At 57.1% G+C, this 17,141-nt stretch carries 20 protein-coding genes; 4 read left to right on the top strand and 16 right to left on the bottom strand.

What is annotated here, in order from left to right:
* Nucleotides 1-8: 8 nt before the first annotated feature.
* From FLT43_RS01095 to FLT43_RS01025, 16 genes are all read right to left on the bottom strand, one after another.
* Nucleotides 9-2,597 (bottom strand): winged helix-turn-helix domain-containing protein, encoded by a 2,589-nt coding sequence (locus FLT43_RS01095; protein WP_087443732.1) that lies wholly within the window; start codon nucleotides 2,595-2,597, stop codon nucleotides 9-11.
* A gap of 100 nt (nucleotides 2,598-2,697) precedes the next feature.
* Nucleotides 2,698-3,690: an ABC transporter permease gene (locus FLT43_RS01090; protein ID WP_087443733.1), complete on the bottom strand. Its 993-nt coding sequence runs from the start codon at nucleotides 3,688-3,690 to the stop codon at nucleotides 2,698-2,700.
* Nucleotides 3,687-4,445 carry an ABC transporter permease gene (locus FLT43_RS01085; RefSeq protein ID WP_087443734.1) on the bottom strand — a complete coding sequence of 253 codons (759 nt, stop codon included), beginning with the start codon at nucleotides 4,443-4,445 and terminating at the stop codon, nucleotides 3,687-3,689. Before FLT43_RS01085 ends, FLT43_RS01090 begins: the two co-directional genes overlap by 4 nt.
* 11 nt (nucleotides 4,446-4,456) lie before the next feature.
* Nucleotides 4,457-5,398, bottom strand: a complete 942-nt coding sequence (locus FLT43_RS01080) for an ABC transporter ATP-binding protein (RefSeq protein ID WP_087443735.1) — start codon at nucleotides 5,396-5,398, stop codon at nucleotides 4,457-4,459.
* Between the two features lie 98 nt (nucleotides 5,399-5,496).
* Entirely contained in the window at nucleotides 5,497-5,967 is a 471-nt protein-coding gene (locus FLT43_RS01075) for a DinB family protein (protein WP_087443736.1), read from the bottom strand.
* A gap of 29 nt (nucleotides 5,968-5,996) precedes the next feature.
* Nucleotides 5,997-6,515: a HugZ family pyridoxamine 5'-phosphate oxidase gene (locus tag FLT43_RS01070; protein WP_087443954.1), complete on the bottom strand. Its 519-nt coding sequence runs from the start codon at nucleotides 6,513-6,515 to the stop codon at nucleotides 5,997-5,999.
* On the bottom strand, nucleotides 6,499-7,311 hold the full coding sequence (locus FLT43_RS01065; protein ID WP_087443737.1) for an ABC transporter ATP-binding protein: 813 nt from the start codon (nucleotides 7,309-7,311) through the stop codon (nucleotides 6,499-6,501). The genes FLT43_RS01070 and FLT43_RS01065 overlap by 17 nt, the downstream gene beginning before the upstream one ends.
* 3 nt (nucleotides 7,312-7,314) lie before the next feature.
* Nucleotides 7,315-8,295 (bottom strand): FecCD family ABC transporter permease, encoded by a 981-nt coding sequence (locus FLT43_RS01060; RefSeq protein WP_164776252.1) that lies wholly within the window; start codon nucleotides 8,293-8,295, stop codon nucleotides 7,315-7,317.
* A 36-nt stretch (nucleotides 8,296-8,331) separates the two neighbouring features.
* Entirely contained in the window at nucleotides 8,332-9,375 is a 1,044-nt protein-coding gene (locus FLT43_RS01055; protein WP_087443739.1) for a helical backbone metal receptor, read from the bottom strand.
* Nucleotides 9,376-9,546: 171 nt separating this feature from the next.
* Nucleotides 9,547-10,110 (bottom strand): hypothetical protein, encoded by a 564-nt coding sequence (locus tag FLT43_RS01050; RefSeq protein ID WP_115057891.1) that lies wholly within the window; start codon nucleotides 10,108-10,110, stop codon nucleotides 9,547-9,549.
* 573 nt (nucleotides 10,111-10,683) lie between these two features.
* Nucleotides 10,684-10,905 (bottom strand): helix-hairpin-helix domain-containing protein, encoded by a 222-nt coding sequence (locus FLT43_RS01045; RefSeq protein WP_087443741.1) that lies wholly within the window; start codon nucleotides 10,903-10,905, stop codon nucleotides 10,684-10,686.
* A 16-nt stretch (nucleotides 10,906-10,921) separates the two neighbouring features.
* Entirely contained in the window at nucleotides 10,922-11,104 is a 183-nt protein-coding gene (locus FLT43_RS30635; protein WP_307719738.1) for a hypothetical protein, read from the bottom strand.
* A 56-nt stretch (nucleotides 11,105-11,160) separates the two neighbouring features.
* Nucleotides 11,161-11,343, bottom strand: a complete 183-nt coding sequence (locus tag FLT43_RS30630; protein ID WP_307719739.1) for an NUDIX domain-containing protein — start codon at nucleotides 11,341-11,343, stop codon at nucleotides 11,161-11,163.
* A gap of 157 nt (nucleotides 11,344-11,500) precedes the next feature.
* Nucleotides 11,501-12,022 (bottom strand): hypothetical protein, encoded by a 522-nt coding sequence (locus FLT43_RS01035; protein ID WP_087443742.1) that lies wholly within the window; start codon nucleotides 12,020-12,022, stop codon nucleotides 11,501-11,503.
* Nucleotides 12,023-12,076: 54 nt separating this feature from the next.
* A complete protein-coding gene (locus FLT43_RS01030) occupies nucleotides 12,077-13,198 on the bottom strand; it encodes a DUF3626 domain-containing protein (RefSeq protein ID WP_087443743.1) in 1,122 nt (373 codons plus the stop codon).
* An 87-nt stretch (nucleotides 13,199-13,285) separates the two neighbouring features.
* On the bottom strand, nucleotides 13,286-14,149 hold the full coding sequence (locus FLT43_RS01025; protein WP_087443955.1) for a LysR substrate-binding domain-containing protein: 864 nt from the start codon (nucleotides 14,147-14,149) through the stop codon (nucleotides 13,286-13,288).
* A gap of 132 nt (nucleotides 14,150-14,281) precedes the next feature.
* Between FLT43_RS01025 and FLT43_RS01020 the strand changes: the two genes are divergently transcribed.
* From FLT43_RS01020 to FLT43_RS01005, 4 genes are all read left to right on the top strand, one after another.
* Entirely contained in the window at nucleotides 14,282-15,271 is a 990-nt protein-coding gene (locus FLT43_RS01020) for a zinc-binding dehydrogenase (protein WP_087443744.1), read from the top strand.
* A 23-nt stretch (nucleotides 15,272-15,294) separates the two neighbouring features.
* The gene (locus tag FLT43_RS01015) at nucleotides 15,295-16,140 is read left to right on the top strand and encodes a helix-turn-helix domain-containing protein (RefSeq protein ID WP_087443745.1); all 846 of its coding nucleotides are present in this window, start codon (nucleotides 15,295-15,297) and stop codon (nucleotides 16,138-16,140) included.
* Nucleotides 16,141-16,211: 71 nt separating this feature from the next.
* Nucleotides 16,212-16,589 carry a VOC family protein gene (locus FLT43_RS01010; RefSeq protein WP_087443746.1) on the top strand — a complete coding sequence of 126 codons (378 nt, stop codon included), beginning with the start codon at nucleotides 16,212-16,214 and terminating at the stop codon, nucleotides 16,587-16,589.
* Nucleotides 16,590-16,632: 43 nt separating this feature from the next.
* The gene (locus tag FLT43_RS01005; RefSeq protein ID WP_087443747.1) at nucleotides 16,633-17,094 is read left to right on the top strand and encodes an SRPBCC family protein; all 462 of its coding nucleotides are present in this window, start codon (nucleotides 16,633-16,635) and stop codon (nucleotides 17,092-17,094) included.
* Nucleotides 17,095-17,141 lie beyond the last annotated feature (47 nt).

The raw sequence follows: 17,141 nt of genomic DNA, 5'->3' as shown, positions 1-17,141 counted from the left end.
CACTCCGTTCAATCCAACAAGCCGAGCTGGCGCGCCTTCTCAACCGCTTCCACCCGGTTGGAGGCTTGGAGCTTGGAATAGATATGGATCATATGAGTTTTGACCGTGGCAACCGAAATACAAAGCAATTCCCCGATCTCCTTGTTCCTCAGCCCCGAGGCCGCGGCTTGCAGCACCTCGAGCTCGCGCTCGCTCAGCACATCGCCTCCGCCGGAATCCCGCTTCCAGAACGAGCTGACGCGCTGGATGAAGGCCTTCTCCTTCGCAAGCAGGTCCTGTTCCTTCTCCTGCAGCAGCTCAAGAAGCGCCTGCTGTGCAGCTTCTCCGGCCAACAGGTAGAGATAGGCAATCTCGTTCGCATAGCTGTAATGAACGGCTTCCCGGATGAGATTCAATATTTCGGGCTTGCGCCGGGAGCCTTCTTGATGCAGAATCATGATCTTGTGCAGCAGAGCATCGACCAGGATCAACGGAAGCTTGCGCTTGCGCACCTGCATCAGAATATCATCGGTCTGCTTCAGCGCTTCCTCCGCTTCTCCCCGGGCGGCCAGTACTCTGGCATAGAGCAGCCGTTCGTCATAGCGCAGCCAGCCGCTTGCTTCCCTTGCCTGCACCCGTGACAGGAAGCGCTGCAGCAGCTCGGAATCCGGCTCACCGAGTGACAACTGGTATCTCAACAGCGAAAGATGGTAGTAGGGATGATCGCGGAATGCCGGCTCCTCCCACATCTCTCTCATCCGCTCCTTCGTCACCCTCGCGTCCCCGCGGAGCAAGGCCAATTCGAACCGGTTGTAGGCATATCCCATTTCCATGGAAGGGTAGCTGGCAGTAAGTTGGCGCTTCACCTTCCCGAACCAGTGTTCCGCGTCATCGAGCCGCATCATTTTCATATAAATGCCGCCGATTCCAATCAAATTCGTCGCCATCGCCGGCGACAGATAAGGATAATCCTCGATCAGTTGGAACAACGTTGCATACAACCGCTCGCAGGCAGCGAACTCACCGATGGCTTCAAGCAGTTGGTTCTTGCACGTCAAGGCGAAGAAGCGGATATACGGGTTCGGGTTGCGCTCCTCCAGGGCCAGCGCCTGCTCGACACAATCAAGCGCTTGCGCGTACTGATCCCGGAGACCGAGCATCATGGAGCTCGTTATATAAATAATCGCTCTTGTCGCATCCGAGAATCCGATCGGATCCATCTCCTGCAGCGGCAAGGGCTCGAAGTCCAAGCCGGGACCGGCCTCGTCCATGAAGAAGCGGGTGAATTGCAGGATGCTGCCATCCCCTTCCCTGCCGTGCTCCGGCTGCAGCGCTTCCAGCAGCAATCTGCATTGATCGAACTCTTGGATGCAGAAATGATAGAACAGCCGCTGGAACAGCAAATCCCGGTTTTCGCTCAACCAAGCCAACGGAATCTGCCTCAGCAGCACCCAGCCTTGCATCGACTGCGGCATGCGGGCGATCACGTCCATCGCTTCCGGATACCGCCGGGCCTGGATATAATGCTTCACGCTCTCAGCCTGGTCGCCCCGTTGCTCATAGATCGCCGCGGCCTTAACATGCAAATCGTGAATCGCCCCTTCGCCTTCCGTGGAGAGCCGATATCGTAAAAACTCGCGGAATAAATGATGATACCGGTATAAACCGGCGTTCTCGTCAATCGTGACCAGGAACAGATTTTTGTCCTGCAGGCGGTCGATGAACATCCTGGCATCCCTAATCTCAAGCAGCCCGTTGCAGATCGCTTCATCGAAATAGCCCAGAATGGAAGTATGCAGCAAGAACCGCGTCTCATCCCCATCCAGCGAGCGAAGAATCTCGTTGGACAAATAAGTAACCATATATTTATTGAGTCCGCTGCTATGACTGGATGGCATCTCCGTCTTATGGGGCATCGCAAGTGCGATAAGCTGCAGGCCTCCCGCCCAGCCTTCCGTCTGCTCATTCAATCTGCCGGCCGTATCTTGGTCCACCTCCAATGCCAACGTCTGCTGCAAAAACTGAGCCGCCTCCTCATCTGAAAATTTCAGTTCGGATTCATTGATTTCCGCATACTTGCCGTCCATCATCCATTCACCCAAATACAGCTTCGGCGCTTCGCGGCTCAGCAGCACGAGCCGGACCTGCTCCGGGCTATACTTGATGAAAAATTCAAGAGAACGAAGCACCTCCTCCTTATCAAGGACATGTGCATCGTCCAGGACAAGCGTCAGCGCTTCCATCTGATAAAGCTGATTCACGATCAACGTCAAGATCGTTTCCATATCATGCTTGTGCGGGATCGCTTCGAAAACTTGATACAAGCCGTCGGCGCTGCTGCCCAGATCCTCCTTCAAGGCCCCCAGCACATAATACCAGAACGAGTACAGGTCATTATTGTCCTCGTCCAGCGCAATCCAGCGGAAATGACGCTGGCCCGCCTCCTTCATATAAGAGGTGAGCAGCGTCGTCTTCCCGCTCCCGGCAGCTCCCTGCACGACAACGACCTTGTATTCCTGCACATGCCGCAGCTTGCTGAACAGCCGCTCCCTCCGAATATAATGCTTGCGCGGAACCGGCGCCATAAGCTTGGCGGATATCAACCTGATGTGATCCATATGTCCTCTACTCCATCTAATTGTCTAATGCCGATGACGGCAACCCAGCATCTGGGAATCCGCTCCTCTTACTATACCACGCGGGAGCCGCTTGCACGTATCAATATCTTCCTGCCTGGCATCTTCTTCGGCAGATCATGGCTCCGGCCGCGAACAGGATGCAGGACAGACCGATCACATACAGCGCAGGCCAGATTGCGTCTCCATACGCAGCTCCTCGCTCCAAGCTGGTCACGGCAGCCATAAAGTGCCGCTGCGGCAGCCAATAGGTCAGCACGTTCATCCATCCTTCATGCTCTATCGTGTAGAAGCCGCCGGACAGAAGCGAAGTGACAAGAATCAGGCTGGAGGCCGCTGTAACCGCATTGTCGATGTCGTCGATGAAGACCGTAATGAACAGCGCAAATGCCGCGGCCAGCAGGGACAATACGGCGAGAAGCCAGCCATATTGCAGCAGCGTGAAGCCGATATCGGCATGCAGAAGGAGCCTTGCTCCCGCGATGCACAGATAAGCCGGCACACTGATAAGCAGGAAGCAGAACAGGACCTGGGCCGCAAGATAGGTCATGACGGACATCGGAGAGGCTGCCATTCGCCGCAGCGTGCCCTGCACCCTGTCCTCCGCAAAGAAATTCATATAGAACATGCCCTGCAGCAGCACGAACATCATGAGAAAGCCGGCAACGTTCGTACCGATGCCCCGCTTCTCCGCTTCCGGCAGCGGCTGATCCGGATGCTCCAGCGCTTGACGCACCATCGTGGCATACGCCTCGCTCTTCATCGTCTCGATCGTATAGCTCCCGTCCCCTTCATCGATGATGACGGCATCAAATTTGTTGCGCATCAGCTCGGATCTGCGCGGCGCTTCCGCGAGCCGCTTCACCTCGAAATCGTGCAAACCGGATATGGAAGATCCCTCCGATTCGGAAGCGGCGGATACAAGGGCGAGACTGCCTCTCGAATCGTTCGCCGATGTCAATAGCAAAGCAGCAGCCACCGCCGCGATCGTCATGAACGACGTAATCGCCATAATCGCCTTGCGGCTCATCAGTCTCAACCAATTATGGTGCAAAACATATGCCATTTCTCTCATACATAGTCCTCCGCATGAAATATCCTGCTGCAGCCCCACAGCAGCACGAGCGAACCGACGGCGAAGCCGCCCAGCAGCGGCAGTGCCATCCCCGCATCCTGATCGTAGATGACGCGGAAGACCGCTTCCGCCACCCATTTCACCGGCGAGAGATAGGATAGAACCTCCGCGGTGCGGCCCAGGCCGTCCCACTGGAAGAACAGGCCTCCGATCAGAGCGAGCAGGTTATTGACGAAGCTCAAAATTTTGTTGCTGGTCTCCTCGCTTCGGCACAGGCAGCACATCAGCACGCCGAGCGCGGCGGAGAATAGATTGAAGCCGATGAGAATCAGCGCGACCACGATCCAGCCGCTCCCGCCATAGTGAACATCGAGCAGCCAATGGGCCAGGGCAAGCAGCAGCAGTGTGCTCAGCGTCGAGAAGAAGAAGGTCGCTGCTATTTTTGAGAGATACAGATAGGAAGTCCTTACAGGCGCGTGCAGAATTCGCAGGTTGCTCTGCTTCAAGCTCTTCTCCATGAAGCTGTTCGAGGCGATCATCGACACGTTCAGCGACATAAATATGAGAATGGTCACCCCGTAATAATCGTAGGAAGAGACTTCGCCGCCGCCATAGATGCTGCGGGTCAAATAACCGAGGATGAGCATCAGCAGCAGCGGGAATACCGAATTCGACAAGAGGAGCACCGGATTAAGCACCAGATTAACGATATCGCGCCTCAGGATGGCGTAGAATCTGTACAGAGTTGACGGCATCTCCGGCCTCCTCAATCTCGCAACGTCCGGCCGGTCAGCTTGAGGAAGACCATTTCCAGGCTGGCGGCCGCGCTCGTCATATTGATAATTTTCATTCCCTGGCTCATCAGGAGCGCAATGATTTTATCGAGGTTCTCGATTCCTTTTAAGGTCGTAATCCGGATGCGGTTATGGTCCACGTACACCTTTTTCACGCCATCGATCCGGTACAACTCATCCGGATTGGCTGCACTGGCGTCCTCTACTTCGACATTGTAGAGCTTCTCTTCCTCCAGCTGCTCCTTCAATTCGTCCTTCGTGCCAATCGCGATAATGCGGCCGTGATCGATGATAATAATGCGGGACGCAATCTCTTCGACTTCTTCCATATAATGCGTCGTATAAATGATACTGGCCCCCTCGTCGCGCAGCGCCTTGATCGATTCCAAAATATGATTGCGCGACTGCGGATCGATGCCTACAGTCGGCTCATCCATAATGATGAGGCGGGGCTTGTGCGCAATCGCGCAGGCGATATTCAACCGGCGCTTCATGCCGCCGGAGAACGTCTGCGGCTTCTCCCGCTTCCGCCCGGACAGCCCGACGAAGTCGAGCGCTTCCTCGGCCGCCCGCTGGAGCGCCTCGCCGCGCAGACCGTACAAGGAGGCGAAAAATCTCACATTGGCCTCCGCCGGAATATTCTCGTATATCGCAATATCTTGCGGGACGATGCCGAGGCTCTCCTTCAACCGGACTGGATGCTTCTCCACCCGCTCCCCCTGGAACCGGATTTCTCCGCCGTCATATCGCAATAACGCAGCCAATATGTTGATGGTCGTGCTTTTCCCCGCCCCGTTCGGCCCGAGAAAGCATACGATCTCTCCCGGAAAAATCTCGAACGAAATGTCCTGCAGCGCCTGGAAATCGTTGAAGCGCTTCTCCAACCCCGTCACCTGCAATATCGGTTGACTCATGCAAATCACTCCTTCTGGCCTTCATGTTACGATGAAGGGACAAAAAAAGAATCAACCGTTCGGTTGATTCCGAAGGTTGATTCTTGTCATCGGCTCTGTCACGTTGCTTGCCCGGCCGGTTGGGCATGCTTCTGGATCAGGGAAATCTGGCCCGCATGCAGGCCGGTATGGTATAGCAGCCGGCTGACCGCCTCCAGCGGCGTCGAGGCTCCCATCGGCGAATCCACCGCCATACGCCAGGCCTCCTCGGGCAGTTCGCGCATCGCTTCCAGCACGTGTTGGTTCGAGGCACGCAGCAGGGCCAGCAGGCCTTCCCGGTCTAAGAATTCGGCCCGATCCCGGCCTGCCGCCGGCCCGCGGCTCGTCAGGAGCTCCAGCCCGGGAGGCAGCGCGCGCCGGAAAAACCATTCCGCGAACAAATACTCGACTTCCGCATTATGGCGGAGCATATAGCCGACTGAGGCGGCCCCGATGCGCAAGCCCAGAGCTTCCTCCGGCAAGCTATTGGCCATATTGTAGAAGCGCTCATGAAGCGTGTTCCATATCACGGCTACGGATGAATAGGTCATTGCATTCGGCTCCTTTTCCCATTCTCCTGTCATGTGGCAGCTTGCTTGGCGGATTGTGTATGACCGTCCCGCGCGATATGTTCGAATCGGTCGCTGTTCAGATCGATATCATATGCCTGGCCGAAGCCTGCGATATACCGGCCTTCCAGCGGCGTCAGCTCGAACAGCGAGAAATCGAGCCCGCACAGCACCCGAATCATGGGAGCGCCGAACGACGCTTCGAACCGTTCGAATAGCTCCTCATGGCCTTCATTGCCGATGTTGACGGCATGGCACACGAAGCGGGCGCGCTCGCGGGCGAACAGGTTCGCCGAATTGGATTCATCTTCAATCAGCATGACATCGATGTCCGGATTGGCCTCCACATGCCGATAATGATTGGCAATGCGGCTAATATAGATATACAGCTTCCCGTCCTTCTTCACGAACGGTGCATAGGAGACAAAGGGCCGGCCGTTCTCGTCGATCGTGCCCAGCATCAATGTCTTCACGCGATTCGCCAATTTCATATATTGAAGCTTTACCGCTTCGTTAGCCAATGGCTTCATGAACATCCCCCGCTTTTCTATTCCATTTTTGCAAGACATGAATCCGCGGACAATCGCCGTCTGGCCCGTATTGGATCTCGGTCTCCACGCCGTACACGCTGCGGATAAGCTCCATCGTGAACACGTCCTGCGGCGTGCCGTACAGGCGCAGAATTCCGTCCTTGATCACACAGACCCGATCGCTGTAGGCGCTCGCATGGTTCAGATCATGCAGCACCATGACGACCGTAAGCCCCAGTTCGCGGTTCAACGTCCGCACGAGTTCCAGCACCTCCAATTGGTGCGCAATGTCCAAATACGTGGTTGGCTCATCGAGCAGCAGCACCTTCGGACGTTGGGCCAGCGCCATCGCCAGCCAGGCCCGCTGGGTTTCTCCCCCAGACAAGGAGGCGACGATCCGCTCCTTGTATGCCTGCATCCCCGTCTGCTCCAAGGCCCATTGAATCACTTCTTCATCCGCTGCGTCGAGGCGCTCATACCATTTCTTATGCGGCATGCGCCCGTAGCTGACCAGTTCCCCTACCGTCATGTCCGCCGGACTCGCGTTCGACTGGCAGAGCATGCACATGAGACGGGACACTTGCTTCGTGCTGAGCGAACGCAGTTCCCGATCGGCAATGCATACCCGGCCGCTCTCGCAAGGAATGAGACGGGTCATCGCCTTCAGTATCGTTGATTTTCCCGAGCCGTTCGGACCGATAATCGAGACGACTTCCCCTTCCTTCACATTGAGGGAAAAGTTATGGACTACGGTTTTGTCCGCATACCGGATAGTCAACGACTGCACCATCAGCATAAGTCACGCTCCTCCTTTCCGCATCAAATACAGGAAGTACGGCCCGCCCACCATCGCCATGACGATGCCCGCAGGAATCTCCAACGGAGCAAATGCCGTGCGCCCGATCGTATCGGCCACGAGCAGAACGAGCGCGCCGAGCACAAGGCTCATCGGCAGACGATGGCGGTAGTCAGAGCCGATCATCATTCGGGCGATATGGGGCACGACGAGTCCGACGAAGCCGACCAGACCGACAGTCGAGACCGAGATGGCCGCCAGATAGACCGCAATGAAGGACAGCGTGAAGCGGATCCGGTTCAGGTTTTGCCCCAGATTATGCGCGGCCTGCTCGCCCAGCCGCAAAATATTGGCCTGCCGGATGCAAAGCAGCGCGCCCAGCCAGCCGGCAAGTGAATACGGAAGGATGACGGCGACGTCCCGCATCCCGGTGCCGGACAGGCTGCCGTTGAGCCATTGCAATGCAGAAGGAAGCTTATCGCTATACAAAATCGACAATAGTCCGATGATGCCTCCGAATACCGCATTAACAGCAACCCCCGACAAAATGATGCGAATCGGCGTAAATCCCCCGTGCAGCTTCTTCCAAGCCAGGGCATAGACCATCACGGCCGCAATCCCGCCGCCCGCAATCGCCGCCAGCGGTATCATGGAAGCATACCCGGGAACAACCAGCATGATGAATAACACGGCGACGGCAGCGCCGCTGGACACGCCCGTCAAGCCCGGGTCAGCCAGCGGGTTCAGCATAACGGCTTGCAGCAGGGCACCGGATGCGGCCAGATTCGCGCCAATCAGGAGCGCGAGAAGGACGCGCGGTATCCGGATGTCCCACAGAATCGTGTCGGCGGCGGCATCCCCGCGTCCGAACACGGTCAGGAGCGTGTCGGGCGGAGACAAGGCGACGCTGCCTATGCCGATGGAGAGCAGCACCGCCGCTCCAAGCAATACGGCCGCTCCTCCCATTAGAGCTGTTTTGCGCATCTGTCTGTTCTCCGTCACAATCCCGGAACCTCCGTCTTATTCATATAAAGTGCGCGCCATTTCCTTATAAGCATCCGGCGCCTTGACAATCGAAGCGATGCCGAACAACTCGAAGTCAAGGGTAGCCATCTTCCCGTTCTGGAAGGCGTTCAACTTCTCCCAGGCGCCGTTTTTCTTCACGTCCTCCTCGAACTTTTTGACGACGGCATCCGGGTCACCGTGGGCAACGAGCAGAATGACGTCCGGATTCGCCGCGACGATACTCTCCATATTGAACGGGACATAAGCCTCTGTGAGCTTCAGCTCTTCAGACACGACATTGACCGCCCCCAGATTGCGCGCCAGGCTTCCGGCGAACGTGTTGTCGTTCATCAGCATCAGCGCTTCCGCCGAGCCGAAGAGGAACATCACCTTGGGCGCCGGCTTGCCCTTCACCTGTTCGATCGCTTCGCGTTCCTGCCGCTCGATGTCTTGCAGGAAAGCATTCGCCTGGTCGTCTCGGCCGAGCAAGCGGCCAAGCGTCTTCGTCGACAGCTTCAGCTGCTCCAAAGAATCGACAGGCAAATAAGCGCTTGGCAGTGAAGCCGGTCCGAGCTTCTTCTCCATGCTGTCCTTAATCGAAGCCGGGCCCAGGACAACATCCGGCTGCAGCTTCGCGATCTGCTCAAGATCAGGCTGATGGGACGAACCGATGCGCGGGACGTCTGCCAGCGACTCCGGCAGCTTGCTGTTTGTCGTCGGCAAGCCGACCGGTTCGATGCCCAGCTCATGCAATATTTCCGTAATCGAGACGGATAACGTCACGATGCGAGCAGGCTTCTGCTCACCGAACTGCTTGAGCAGCTCCGCCATCGCCTCATCCTCTTCATTCGCCGATTGCTCGCTGCCTGCTTCGCTGCTAGTACCCTCGGCGCCTTTCTCTGTCTGGGCAGCCTCTCCGCTCGCGCCTTTGTTATCTTCCGCAACCGCTTGATTCGGCGCCGCGCTCCCTGCTTGCTCCGTTCCCGCTGTGCCGCAAGCTGCTACAACCAGCATCATAATGAAAATAATGACGGCCGCCTTACCGTTTCTATGTATCATTCTATGACCTTCCTCCCTTATAAATGATAATGAGAATCGTTATCTATTAAATGATAACGGTTCTCATTATATCCCGAGTGAGAATCTTTTTCAATAAAAATTTAAAAAGATGTTCCACCACCTATAAAACGACAAAAACCGCCAAGGCGCTTTATCTGCCTTGACGGTCACTTATGTACGCATGAAGTATCGGTGGACCTTTAGTTCACTCTCCCGTCGAGTCAGGTAGTCTTGGTGGTGCACGGCCATTGCTCCATTCTCCCGTCGAGTCAGGTAGTCTTGGTGGTGCTCGGCCTTTGCTCCACTCTCCCATCGGGTCAGGTATTCTTGGTGGTGCACGGCCATTGCTCCATTCTCCCGTCGAGTCAGGTAGTCTTGGTGGTGCTCGGCCTTTGCTCCACTCTCCCATCGGGTCAGGTATTCTTGGTGTTGCTCGGCCTTTGCTTCTCTCTCCCGTCGGGTCAGGCGTCCTGGTGTTGCACGGGCCTTTACTCCACTCTCCCGTCGGGTCAGGTATTCTTGGTGTTGCTCGGCCTTTGCTTCTCTCTCCCGTCGGGTCAGGTAGTCTTGGTGATGCACAGCCTTTGCTTCACTCTCCCGACAGGTAAGGTAGTCTTGGAGATGCACGGCCTTTGCTTCATTCTCCCATTGGGTCAGGCGTTCTTGGTGATGCACGGCCTTTGCTTCACTCTCCCGTCGGGTCAGTTTGAACATTGTCGCAATCAGATTTTTCACATTTGAATCCACATATGGAATTGGCCTTCGACTAGTCTCCACTTATCAAAGGCACGCCAAAGCACTGGGTTAATTCACTCTATTTTAACTAGTCATATGAATCATGAAATAGTACATGAGTGCTTGGGATACTGTGCGAAAGGAAAAATCTCCGACTATATCTTTTCCTGACTGGATGGGAGATTGATGTTAAGGGGTTATATGCATGTACTTCCTGGCTGACTGATGGGGATACTGGTCATAAGGAGTTCAATCTGTATGTCTCTATAAGTGACATGTGGATCAGATATAAGTTCTGTCTGAGCGGAGGGGAGAATGGCTGTAAGAGGCTTAAAAGGGCTTGGTATACAGGCATGTAGGCAATGGAAACACACACTTACTTCGGATTGAGGAAGAAACGTACGGATTGAGAAAAAATTGCTTGCGTGGCTTCCAGGACATGCGGCAGCGGGAGAACGGGAGAGCGAAGGGAATGCTTACGAGGAGCATTGGGAGAATGGTTGGGAAGACGCTTGCCAAGCAAGACACCGAATCAACACCACGTAAAGAAAAAACGGAGCGCCGCTCCGTCCTTCATTCCCGATCCGCGAATGAGAATCCTTTGTCGGCAAGCGCCGTACGGAGCTGATCCATCGCTTTCGGCCCCATGCCGTGCAGCTTCAACAGTTCCGACTCACGAGCTGTCGCCAGCTGCTCCAGACGCACATAACCAGCCGCGATAAGCGCTCTGCGGGCGGGCTTGGCCAATTTGTCAGGCAGATCAGTCGATTGGCCGGGTTCATTGCTTGAGGTCATGTTCAATTCCTCCTTCCTATATCGTTCGTGCCAGCTTCAGTTCGAACTCTGGCTTCGTCACATATTCCATATAATTGATGCGGACATCCGCATCCACATAAGCTTGATAGCAAATGCGGATAGCGGGCGCCGCAATCACGTCGAGCACATGCTCCTTCGCAACCCAGCGGACATCGGATGTCTCTTCCGATGTGCTCAATTGTCCGCCTACAGCCCTGCAGGCATAGTCGAGCATGAGCTTGGCGGGAACATCGGTTACCCATCATGCCACTTATAGGTTCCCGTGTTGGAGTACACGCCGATCAGATTTTCGCCGGCCTCGACTTGCCCGCCGGGAAAGACCCAACCATCATGCTTCGCCTTCACTACCAAAATATGTCCTTGCTCATTCTCTACAATACCACCTACAGCTTCAATATGCGTTGGCATGGTCATCATGAAAGCTCCCCTCCCTGCGATTCATAATGCCGGGCCGTGAGTAATTTTCCGGTAAGTATATAGCCCTCGGTTATAAAAAAAGCGGCTGTCGCCAGCCGCACTCCACCGGCCCGACAGCGGGGTATTGCCTTCCTGTCATGAACACGAATCGTCCCCGTCAACTAGTTAAGCCGTATTGTTCTGGATGAAGACGGATCTGCCCGGCGATTCGCGCTACCGTGTACGAAGCTGCCGCCTCATACCTGCCATACAGCAGGCCGAACAGGGAGCTGAGTTCTTCGTCATCCTCCAGATCGTGCCGGGATACTTCGAACTGATCCAGAGGGCGCGGATGCTGACGCTCCGTCAGAAGGATGTCAATCTCCTGCAGCAGCGGAAGCAGATGCCGGTCATCCGACTGACGCAGACTGCCAATCAACGCGGCCCACCGTCCGGATTCCGCCATGAAATAAGCGCTCCACCAGTACAGCTCTTCAGCCGAATGGCGGACATGATCATGGTACACCCGGAAGATGAACAACGCTTGCTGCGCCGCAGTCATCTCGGAGAAGAGCTGGCGCCCGTCTCCCCCTTGGGCCGACGCTGCCTTGTATGCCAGGATCAATGGTTCATAGCACACGGATGCGAGCGCCCAATCATCGAGCCGTTCCAACATATGACGATTCAGATTTACCAACAATATACATATCACTCCTCCAGCCGATTGTATATAAACTATTGGCTGGCGGTCAAGTTACAATTTCCCATGACCTTGATAAGGATGGCCGAAACGCGCGAGAACATGCCACAGCTGCTTGAGATGCTGCCATGTCTCCCCCGGCGTGCCCCAATCGGCCCAGAGCTCGGGATGACGGGCAAGCGAACGGGCCGCATCCCCGATCGCGTGCGCATCCAAGTGCCCCGGGACGGTGGCGAAATCCCGTACGACCCGGCGCGCCAACGGCGGCATCTTCGATCCCCGGAAGTCATCCGGCACATCGGAGGCGGCGAGCTGGAACCCATGATGCCAGTGCAGCGCTACATGATACCTGGAGGCGAGAGCAGCAAGCCGCTCGCCGATTCGCGTCCCGCGGAAGGACGGATCGGCCACGATCGCCTCCACATCCGAGGCCAGCGCGACATCACCGTGAATCTGAGCCTCGATATATTGGTCCAGATCCCTGCGGATGCTGGAGGGTGCTTCTTCGCCGGATGCGAGGAGACGGCGAAGAAGCGCGGCACTGCCGCCGGCATCCCGGCCCGGCGCGGAGCCTGCGGCCGCTGCCTCGTCCAGCAGCTCCGCGAGCAGCGGCTCGAAGACATCGATCGTGCCGCTATGCTCCGGCTCGGAATAGCTGTCCCCGAGCGTATATGTGCATCGGGCCAGCATAGAGCTGCGCAGCACCACATGGCAGGAGCCGAAACTCGGCGCGCCCCCTTCGGGGTGCTGCAACAGGTTCAGCGCCCCGTATTTCGGGCGCTCCCGGTGTGCTAGCCCGGCCTGATGATAAGCGCCGCCGAACAGCCTTCGCTCCCAGCGGTCGCGGTCCCCGCCGGGGTAAGCCGTCGGGCTGGCGCTCGTCACGCCCGTCTCGAACTGGCTGCGGTACACCCCGTCCCGCAGCAGACCGTCCACGACGAGCGAGCCGCCGGCAAGCAGCCGGTCCGGGTGGAAATTGACCGTCACCCGGACCGATTCGCGCACGGCGGCAAGAATGTCGTGCAATGTGGCGGACGGGAAGCCCGCTCGCGTCAAATGCCGTTCGATGCGCTCGCATGCGTGCTGCCGTACCAGGCTGGCGGACGCCTGGACATGCTGTATGGCTTGTGCCTGCGCTGGCGTCAATGCCGGCTTGCTATGGAATGGTTCAACCATGGACCGCCCCTCTTTTCTCCGATAAATAGACCTGCCCGTTCCCGCTTGGTTATCCCGGCATCTGGCTCTAATTGAACCTCCTTCGAATTACGTTGCAGGTTCGGCATCCAGCAATGCGATGAATGCGGTCACAGCGCTGGAGCAGACCGGCTCCTGCCGATGCACGAACCAGATATGCAGATCGCGGTACCCGTGCGGCAGGCGATGCGTTGCGATCCGGCCGGCTTCCGCCGCCTCGGCGATCGATGACTTCGGCAGCATGGACACGCCGAGCCCCTCGGATACGCCGCGAAGAATCACCTCGAAGGTGCCGAATTCCATGACCGGGCCGGAAGGATGGCCGGATTCGCTCAGGAAGCGCTCGGCGCGGGCGCGATGAGAGCATCCGACATCGAAGAACAGCATCGGCTTCGCCAGGCATTCCTCCAGACTGCCCGTTCCCGGCTCGGAGATAAGCACCAGCTCATCCCGGAACGCGGCGACATGTTCGATATCGGGATGCTCTACCGGACCATAAATGAAGGCGCCGTCCAACTCGTCGTTCAGCACTTGCCGCGTCAGGCGGTGCGTCTCCCCGGTCTGGAGCGACAGCTGTACGTCGGGATATTGGAGACCGTAGGACTTCAGGAGCGGCGTCAGATGCGTAACGGCCGCCGTCTCGATGGAACCGATGCGAAGCGGTCCGGATGGATGCTCCGAGTAGCGCGCCGACTTCTCCGCCTCGTCGAGCAAGCTCAAGATCCGCTCCGCATACTCCAGCAGATTCTCGCCTGCGGGAGTGAGCGTCATCCCCCGATTGGAGCGGCGGAACAGCGGGGTCTTCAATTCAGCCTCCAGCTGCTGAATCCGGGTGGTCACATTGGACTGGACGTAATTCAACGCTTGTGCCGCCTTGGTGATACTGCCTTTCCGGGCCACGGCCTGAAATATTTTCAAATCTCCGCTTTCCACTACGATGTCACCTGCTTGGTATAAAAGTTTATGATACTCACCTTCGTTTTTGTTCATTTTACTTGATGATCTCCGTTGTGTACACTCAGACCTAGCCATCGTATTAACCGATTGGGATAAGGAGGAATTCATGTGAAAGCAATTGTGCACGCAGGCCAGAGTGGTCTAGAAGGCTTGTCATATAAGGAAATGGCTGCGAAGCAGCCAGGGGCAGGGGAAGTGAAGGTGCGGCTGCGGGCCGCGGGCCTCAATCACCGCGATCTGTTCCTGATGGCCGGCCGAACGCCCCAAGATCCGCCATTGGTTCTCGGCTCGGACGGCGCCGGGACGATTGAAGCCGTGGGGGAAGAGGTACCTCCCGGCCTTGTGGGCAGCGAGGTCATCATTCATCCTTGCCTCGACTGGGAGACGCCGGAGATCGTCCCTGCCCTTCCCGCCATCGTCGGCGGTCCATCGGACGGGACCTTCACGGAGAGCATCATCGTTCCCGCCCGCAACGCCTTCCCGAAGCCGGCATTTCTGACCTGGGAAGAGGCGGGCGTGCTCCCCTTGTCCGCCCTGACGGCTTACCGGGCTTTGTTCACGAGAGGACGGCTTCGGCCCGGTGAGCATGTCGTCATTCCGGGAATCGGCGGCGGGGTCGCCACCTATGCCCTGCTCATGGCTGTGGCGGCCGGAGCAAGAGTAACCGTCACGTCACGGAGTGAGGAGAAACGGCTCAGGGCGCTGGAGCTTGGTTCGCATCAGGCCTTCGACAGCCAGTGTGAATGGAAGGACGAGATCGGCGGAGAAGCGGCCGATCTGATCCTCGACAGCATCGGACCGGCGACATTCGGGCAATATTTCGAAGTCATCAAGCCGAATGGCCGCATCGTCACGTTCGGCGCAAGCTCGGGCGACAGGATGGAGATTCCGGTGCGAGCGATCTTTTTCCCGCAGATCAGCATTATCGGAACGTCTATGGGAAGCCGCCAGGAGTTCGAAGACATGCTGAATTTCATCGAGCGCCATTCCATCCGGCCGGTTGTCGACCGCGTATACCCGCTGCAAGATACAGTTCAAGCCTTCGAGCGGATGCGGCTGGCCGAGCAATTTGGTAATATTGGCTTAACCATAGAGTAAAAGACCAAGGAGGCTGACGTCCGATGAACGCGAAGCGCGAGCTCACACCCCAGGAAGGGCAAGGAATGCGGATTCAGATGATGAAGGACGAGCATATTGTCGCGGCGGAACAAGCCATTCTGTATATGAAAAGTCATCTGGAGGACGATATCACGTCCGAACAAATGGCTGCTCATGTGGGATACAGTCCGTATCATTTTACGCGAATATTCAAGAGCGTGACCGGCATCTCCCCGCGCCACTATCTGTCCGCCCTACGGATGGAATCCGGGAAATCGGCGCTGCTTCAGGCGCCGTCGCTCCTCGTCAAAGTGCTGCTGTCGATCGGATTCCGCAGCGCCGGGTCCTTCAACACGCGGTTCAAGCAGCAAGTCGGCGTGCCGCCGCGGGCTTTCCGAATTGGTTCCGCCGCGTTAACGGCGTATATGAATCAATTCAAGGAACGCGAATTGTCGCTTCCCGTTCCCGGGAAGGAGGCGGCTCCGCAGATTACGTGCCGGATTGAAGCACCAGCCTCCTTCCGCGGCTTGATCTTCGTCGGCCTGTTCCCTCGTCCGATCCCGGATCAGCGGCCGATTGCCGGGACCGCGCTCGCAGGAGGGAAGCTGACGTGCGCGTTCGCGGATGTGCCTTCAGGGACATATCACGCGCTCGCGGCCGGCATCCCGTGGAGTCTTCGCCCGAAGGATTATTTCGTGCTGGATCGCGCCATCCGCGGCAAATATCCTTCTGCCATCGAGGTAAATGATCAGACAGAGTTGGGAATTGCGATTCAACTGCGGGACCCGCTGCCCTACGATCCGCCGATTGTCATCAGCCTGCCGCAGCTCCTCTTCGAGAAGAACAAGGAGAGCAACACCGCAAAGTAGAAGAATTTCCCGGCAGCGCTCCCCGATATAATGGAAACGGTACAATCAGTGACCAGATAAGGGGGAGCAAAATGCCTAAGCTATGTGTCATTTCAATTTATGTATCCGACCTGGAGCTGGCGAAGCAGTTCTACTGTGGCAAATTGGGGTTCGAGGTATCGCGGGAGTACGATGCGAATACGGTCAGCTTGAAGCATAAAAACATCCCGATCGTGCTGTACCAGGTTGAACAGCCGGCCCGGACAGATTACCCGCAGCAGGCCCAAGTCGTGCTCGGCTTGGAGACGGACAACCTGGCCGGCACCATCGCCGAGCTCGCAGCCCAAGGGATCGAGACCATCTACGATACGCCGCAGCCATGCCCGCCGGGAGCCTACAACGCGTTCCGTGATCCGTTCGGGAATGTCATCGAGTTGTTGGAATTCAGCAAGCAGCCGTCTGGACAATGATGCGCAACCGGACTGCTGCCATTCGGGAAGGGGACCTCAATAGATGACGATTACCGAGGAAATCTGGATTGAAGCCGAACCGGAGCGCGTATGGAACGCGTGGACCCAATCCGATCGCATTACGCTCTGGTTCGCTTCCGCTGCCGACATTGAACCGAAGAGCGGAGGCAAATTCGAGCTGTTCTTCAATCCGGATCGCAAAGACAGCATGAGCACGATCGGCTGCAAAATCATCCGCTATGACGAGCCGCGTTCGTTCACGTTCCAATGGAAGGGACCCGATCCGTTCGCCGATACGATGAATCGGCAGGAGCAGTTGACGCTGGTGAAGGTCACGCTGGAGCCGGCGAATCGGGGCACCGCGGTCCGGCTGGAGCACAGCGGCTGGATGGACACGGAAGCATGGAATCAGGCGCGGCAGTGGCATATCGAGGCTTGGCTGCAGATGCTGGCCAGCCTGAAGGCAATGCTTGAATCCGGCGAAGGGGCCCGATGCTGCCCATAACCTTACCATAACCTTGCCCACAACGAAGAGCCCCGGAACTGCCCGGG

Origin of the sequence: Paenibacillus thiaminolyticus, assembly GCF_007066085.1 — a bacterium.
Classification (GTDB): domain Bacteria; phylum Bacillota; class Bacilli; order Paenibacillales; family Paenibacillaceae; genus Paenibacillus_B; species Paenibacillus_B thiaminolyticus.
Note: the sequence above shows the minus strand (reverse complement) of the source record. Positions and strands in the feature narration are given on the sequence as shown.

Excerpts from the sequence above, each read along its gene's own strand:
- FLT43_RS01095 (WP_087443732.1), bottom strand. The coding sequence starts at position 2,597 with ATGGATCACATCAGGTTGATATCCGCCAAGCTTATGGCGCCGGTTCCG.
- FLT43_RS01090 (WP_087443733.1), bottom strand. The coding sequence starts at position 3,690 with ATGAGAGAAATGGCATATGTTTTGCACCATAATTGGTTGAGACTGATG.
- FLT43_RS01085 (WP_087443734.1), bottom strand. The coding sequence starts at position 4,445 with ATGCCGTCAACTCTGTACAGATTCTACGCCATCCTGAGGCGCGATATC.
- FLT43_RS01080 (WP_087443735.1), bottom strand. The coding sequence starts at position 5,398 with ATGAGTCAACCGATATTGCAGGTGACGGGGTTGGAGAAGCGCTTCAAC.
- FLT43_RS01075 (WP_087443736.1), bottom strand. The coding sequence starts at position 5,967 with ATGACCTATTCATCCGTAGCCGTGATATGGAACACGCTTCATGAGCGC.
- FLT43_RS01070 (WP_087443954.1), bottom strand. The coding sequence starts at position 6,515 with ATGAAGCCATTGGCTAACGAAGCGGTAAAGCTTCAATATATGAAATTG.
- FLT43_RS01065 (WP_087443737.1), bottom strand. The coding sequence starts at position 7,311 with ATGCTGATGGTGCAGTCGTTGACTATCCGGTATGCGGACAAAACCGTA.
- FLT43_RS01060 (WP_164776252.1), bottom strand. The coding sequence starts at position 8,295 with ATGCGCAAAACAGCTCTAATGGGAGGAGCGGCCGTATTGCTTGGAGCG.
- FLT43_RS01055 (WP_087443739.1), bottom strand. The coding sequence starts at position 9,375 with ATGATACATAGAAACGGTAAGGCGGCCGTCATTATTTTCATTATGATG.
- FLT43_RS01045 (WP_087443741.1), bottom strand. The coding sequence starts at position 10,905 with ATGACCTCAAGCAATGAACCCGGCCAATCGACTGATCTGCCTGACAAA.
- FLT43_RS30630 (WP_307719739.1), bottom strand. The coding sequence starts at position 11,343 with ATGATGACCATGCCAACGCATATTGAAGCTGTAGGTGGTATTGTAGAG.
- FLT43_RS01030 (WP_087443743.1), bottom strand. The coding sequence starts at position 13,198 with ATGGTTGAACCATTCCATAGCAAGCCGGCATTGACGCCAGCGCAGGCA.
- FLT43_RS01015 (WP_087443745.1), top strand. The coding sequence starts at position 15,295 with ATGAACGCGAAGCGCGAGCTCACACCCCAGGAAGGGCAAGGAATGCGG.
- FLT43_RS01010 (WP_087443746.1), top strand. The coding sequence starts at position 16,212 with ATGCCTAAGCTATGTGTCATTTCAATTTATGTATCCGACCTGGAGCTG.
- FLT43_RS01005 (WP_087443747.1), top strand. The coding sequence starts at position 16,633 with ATGACGATTACCGAGGAAATCTGGATTGAAGCCGAACCGGAGCGCGTA.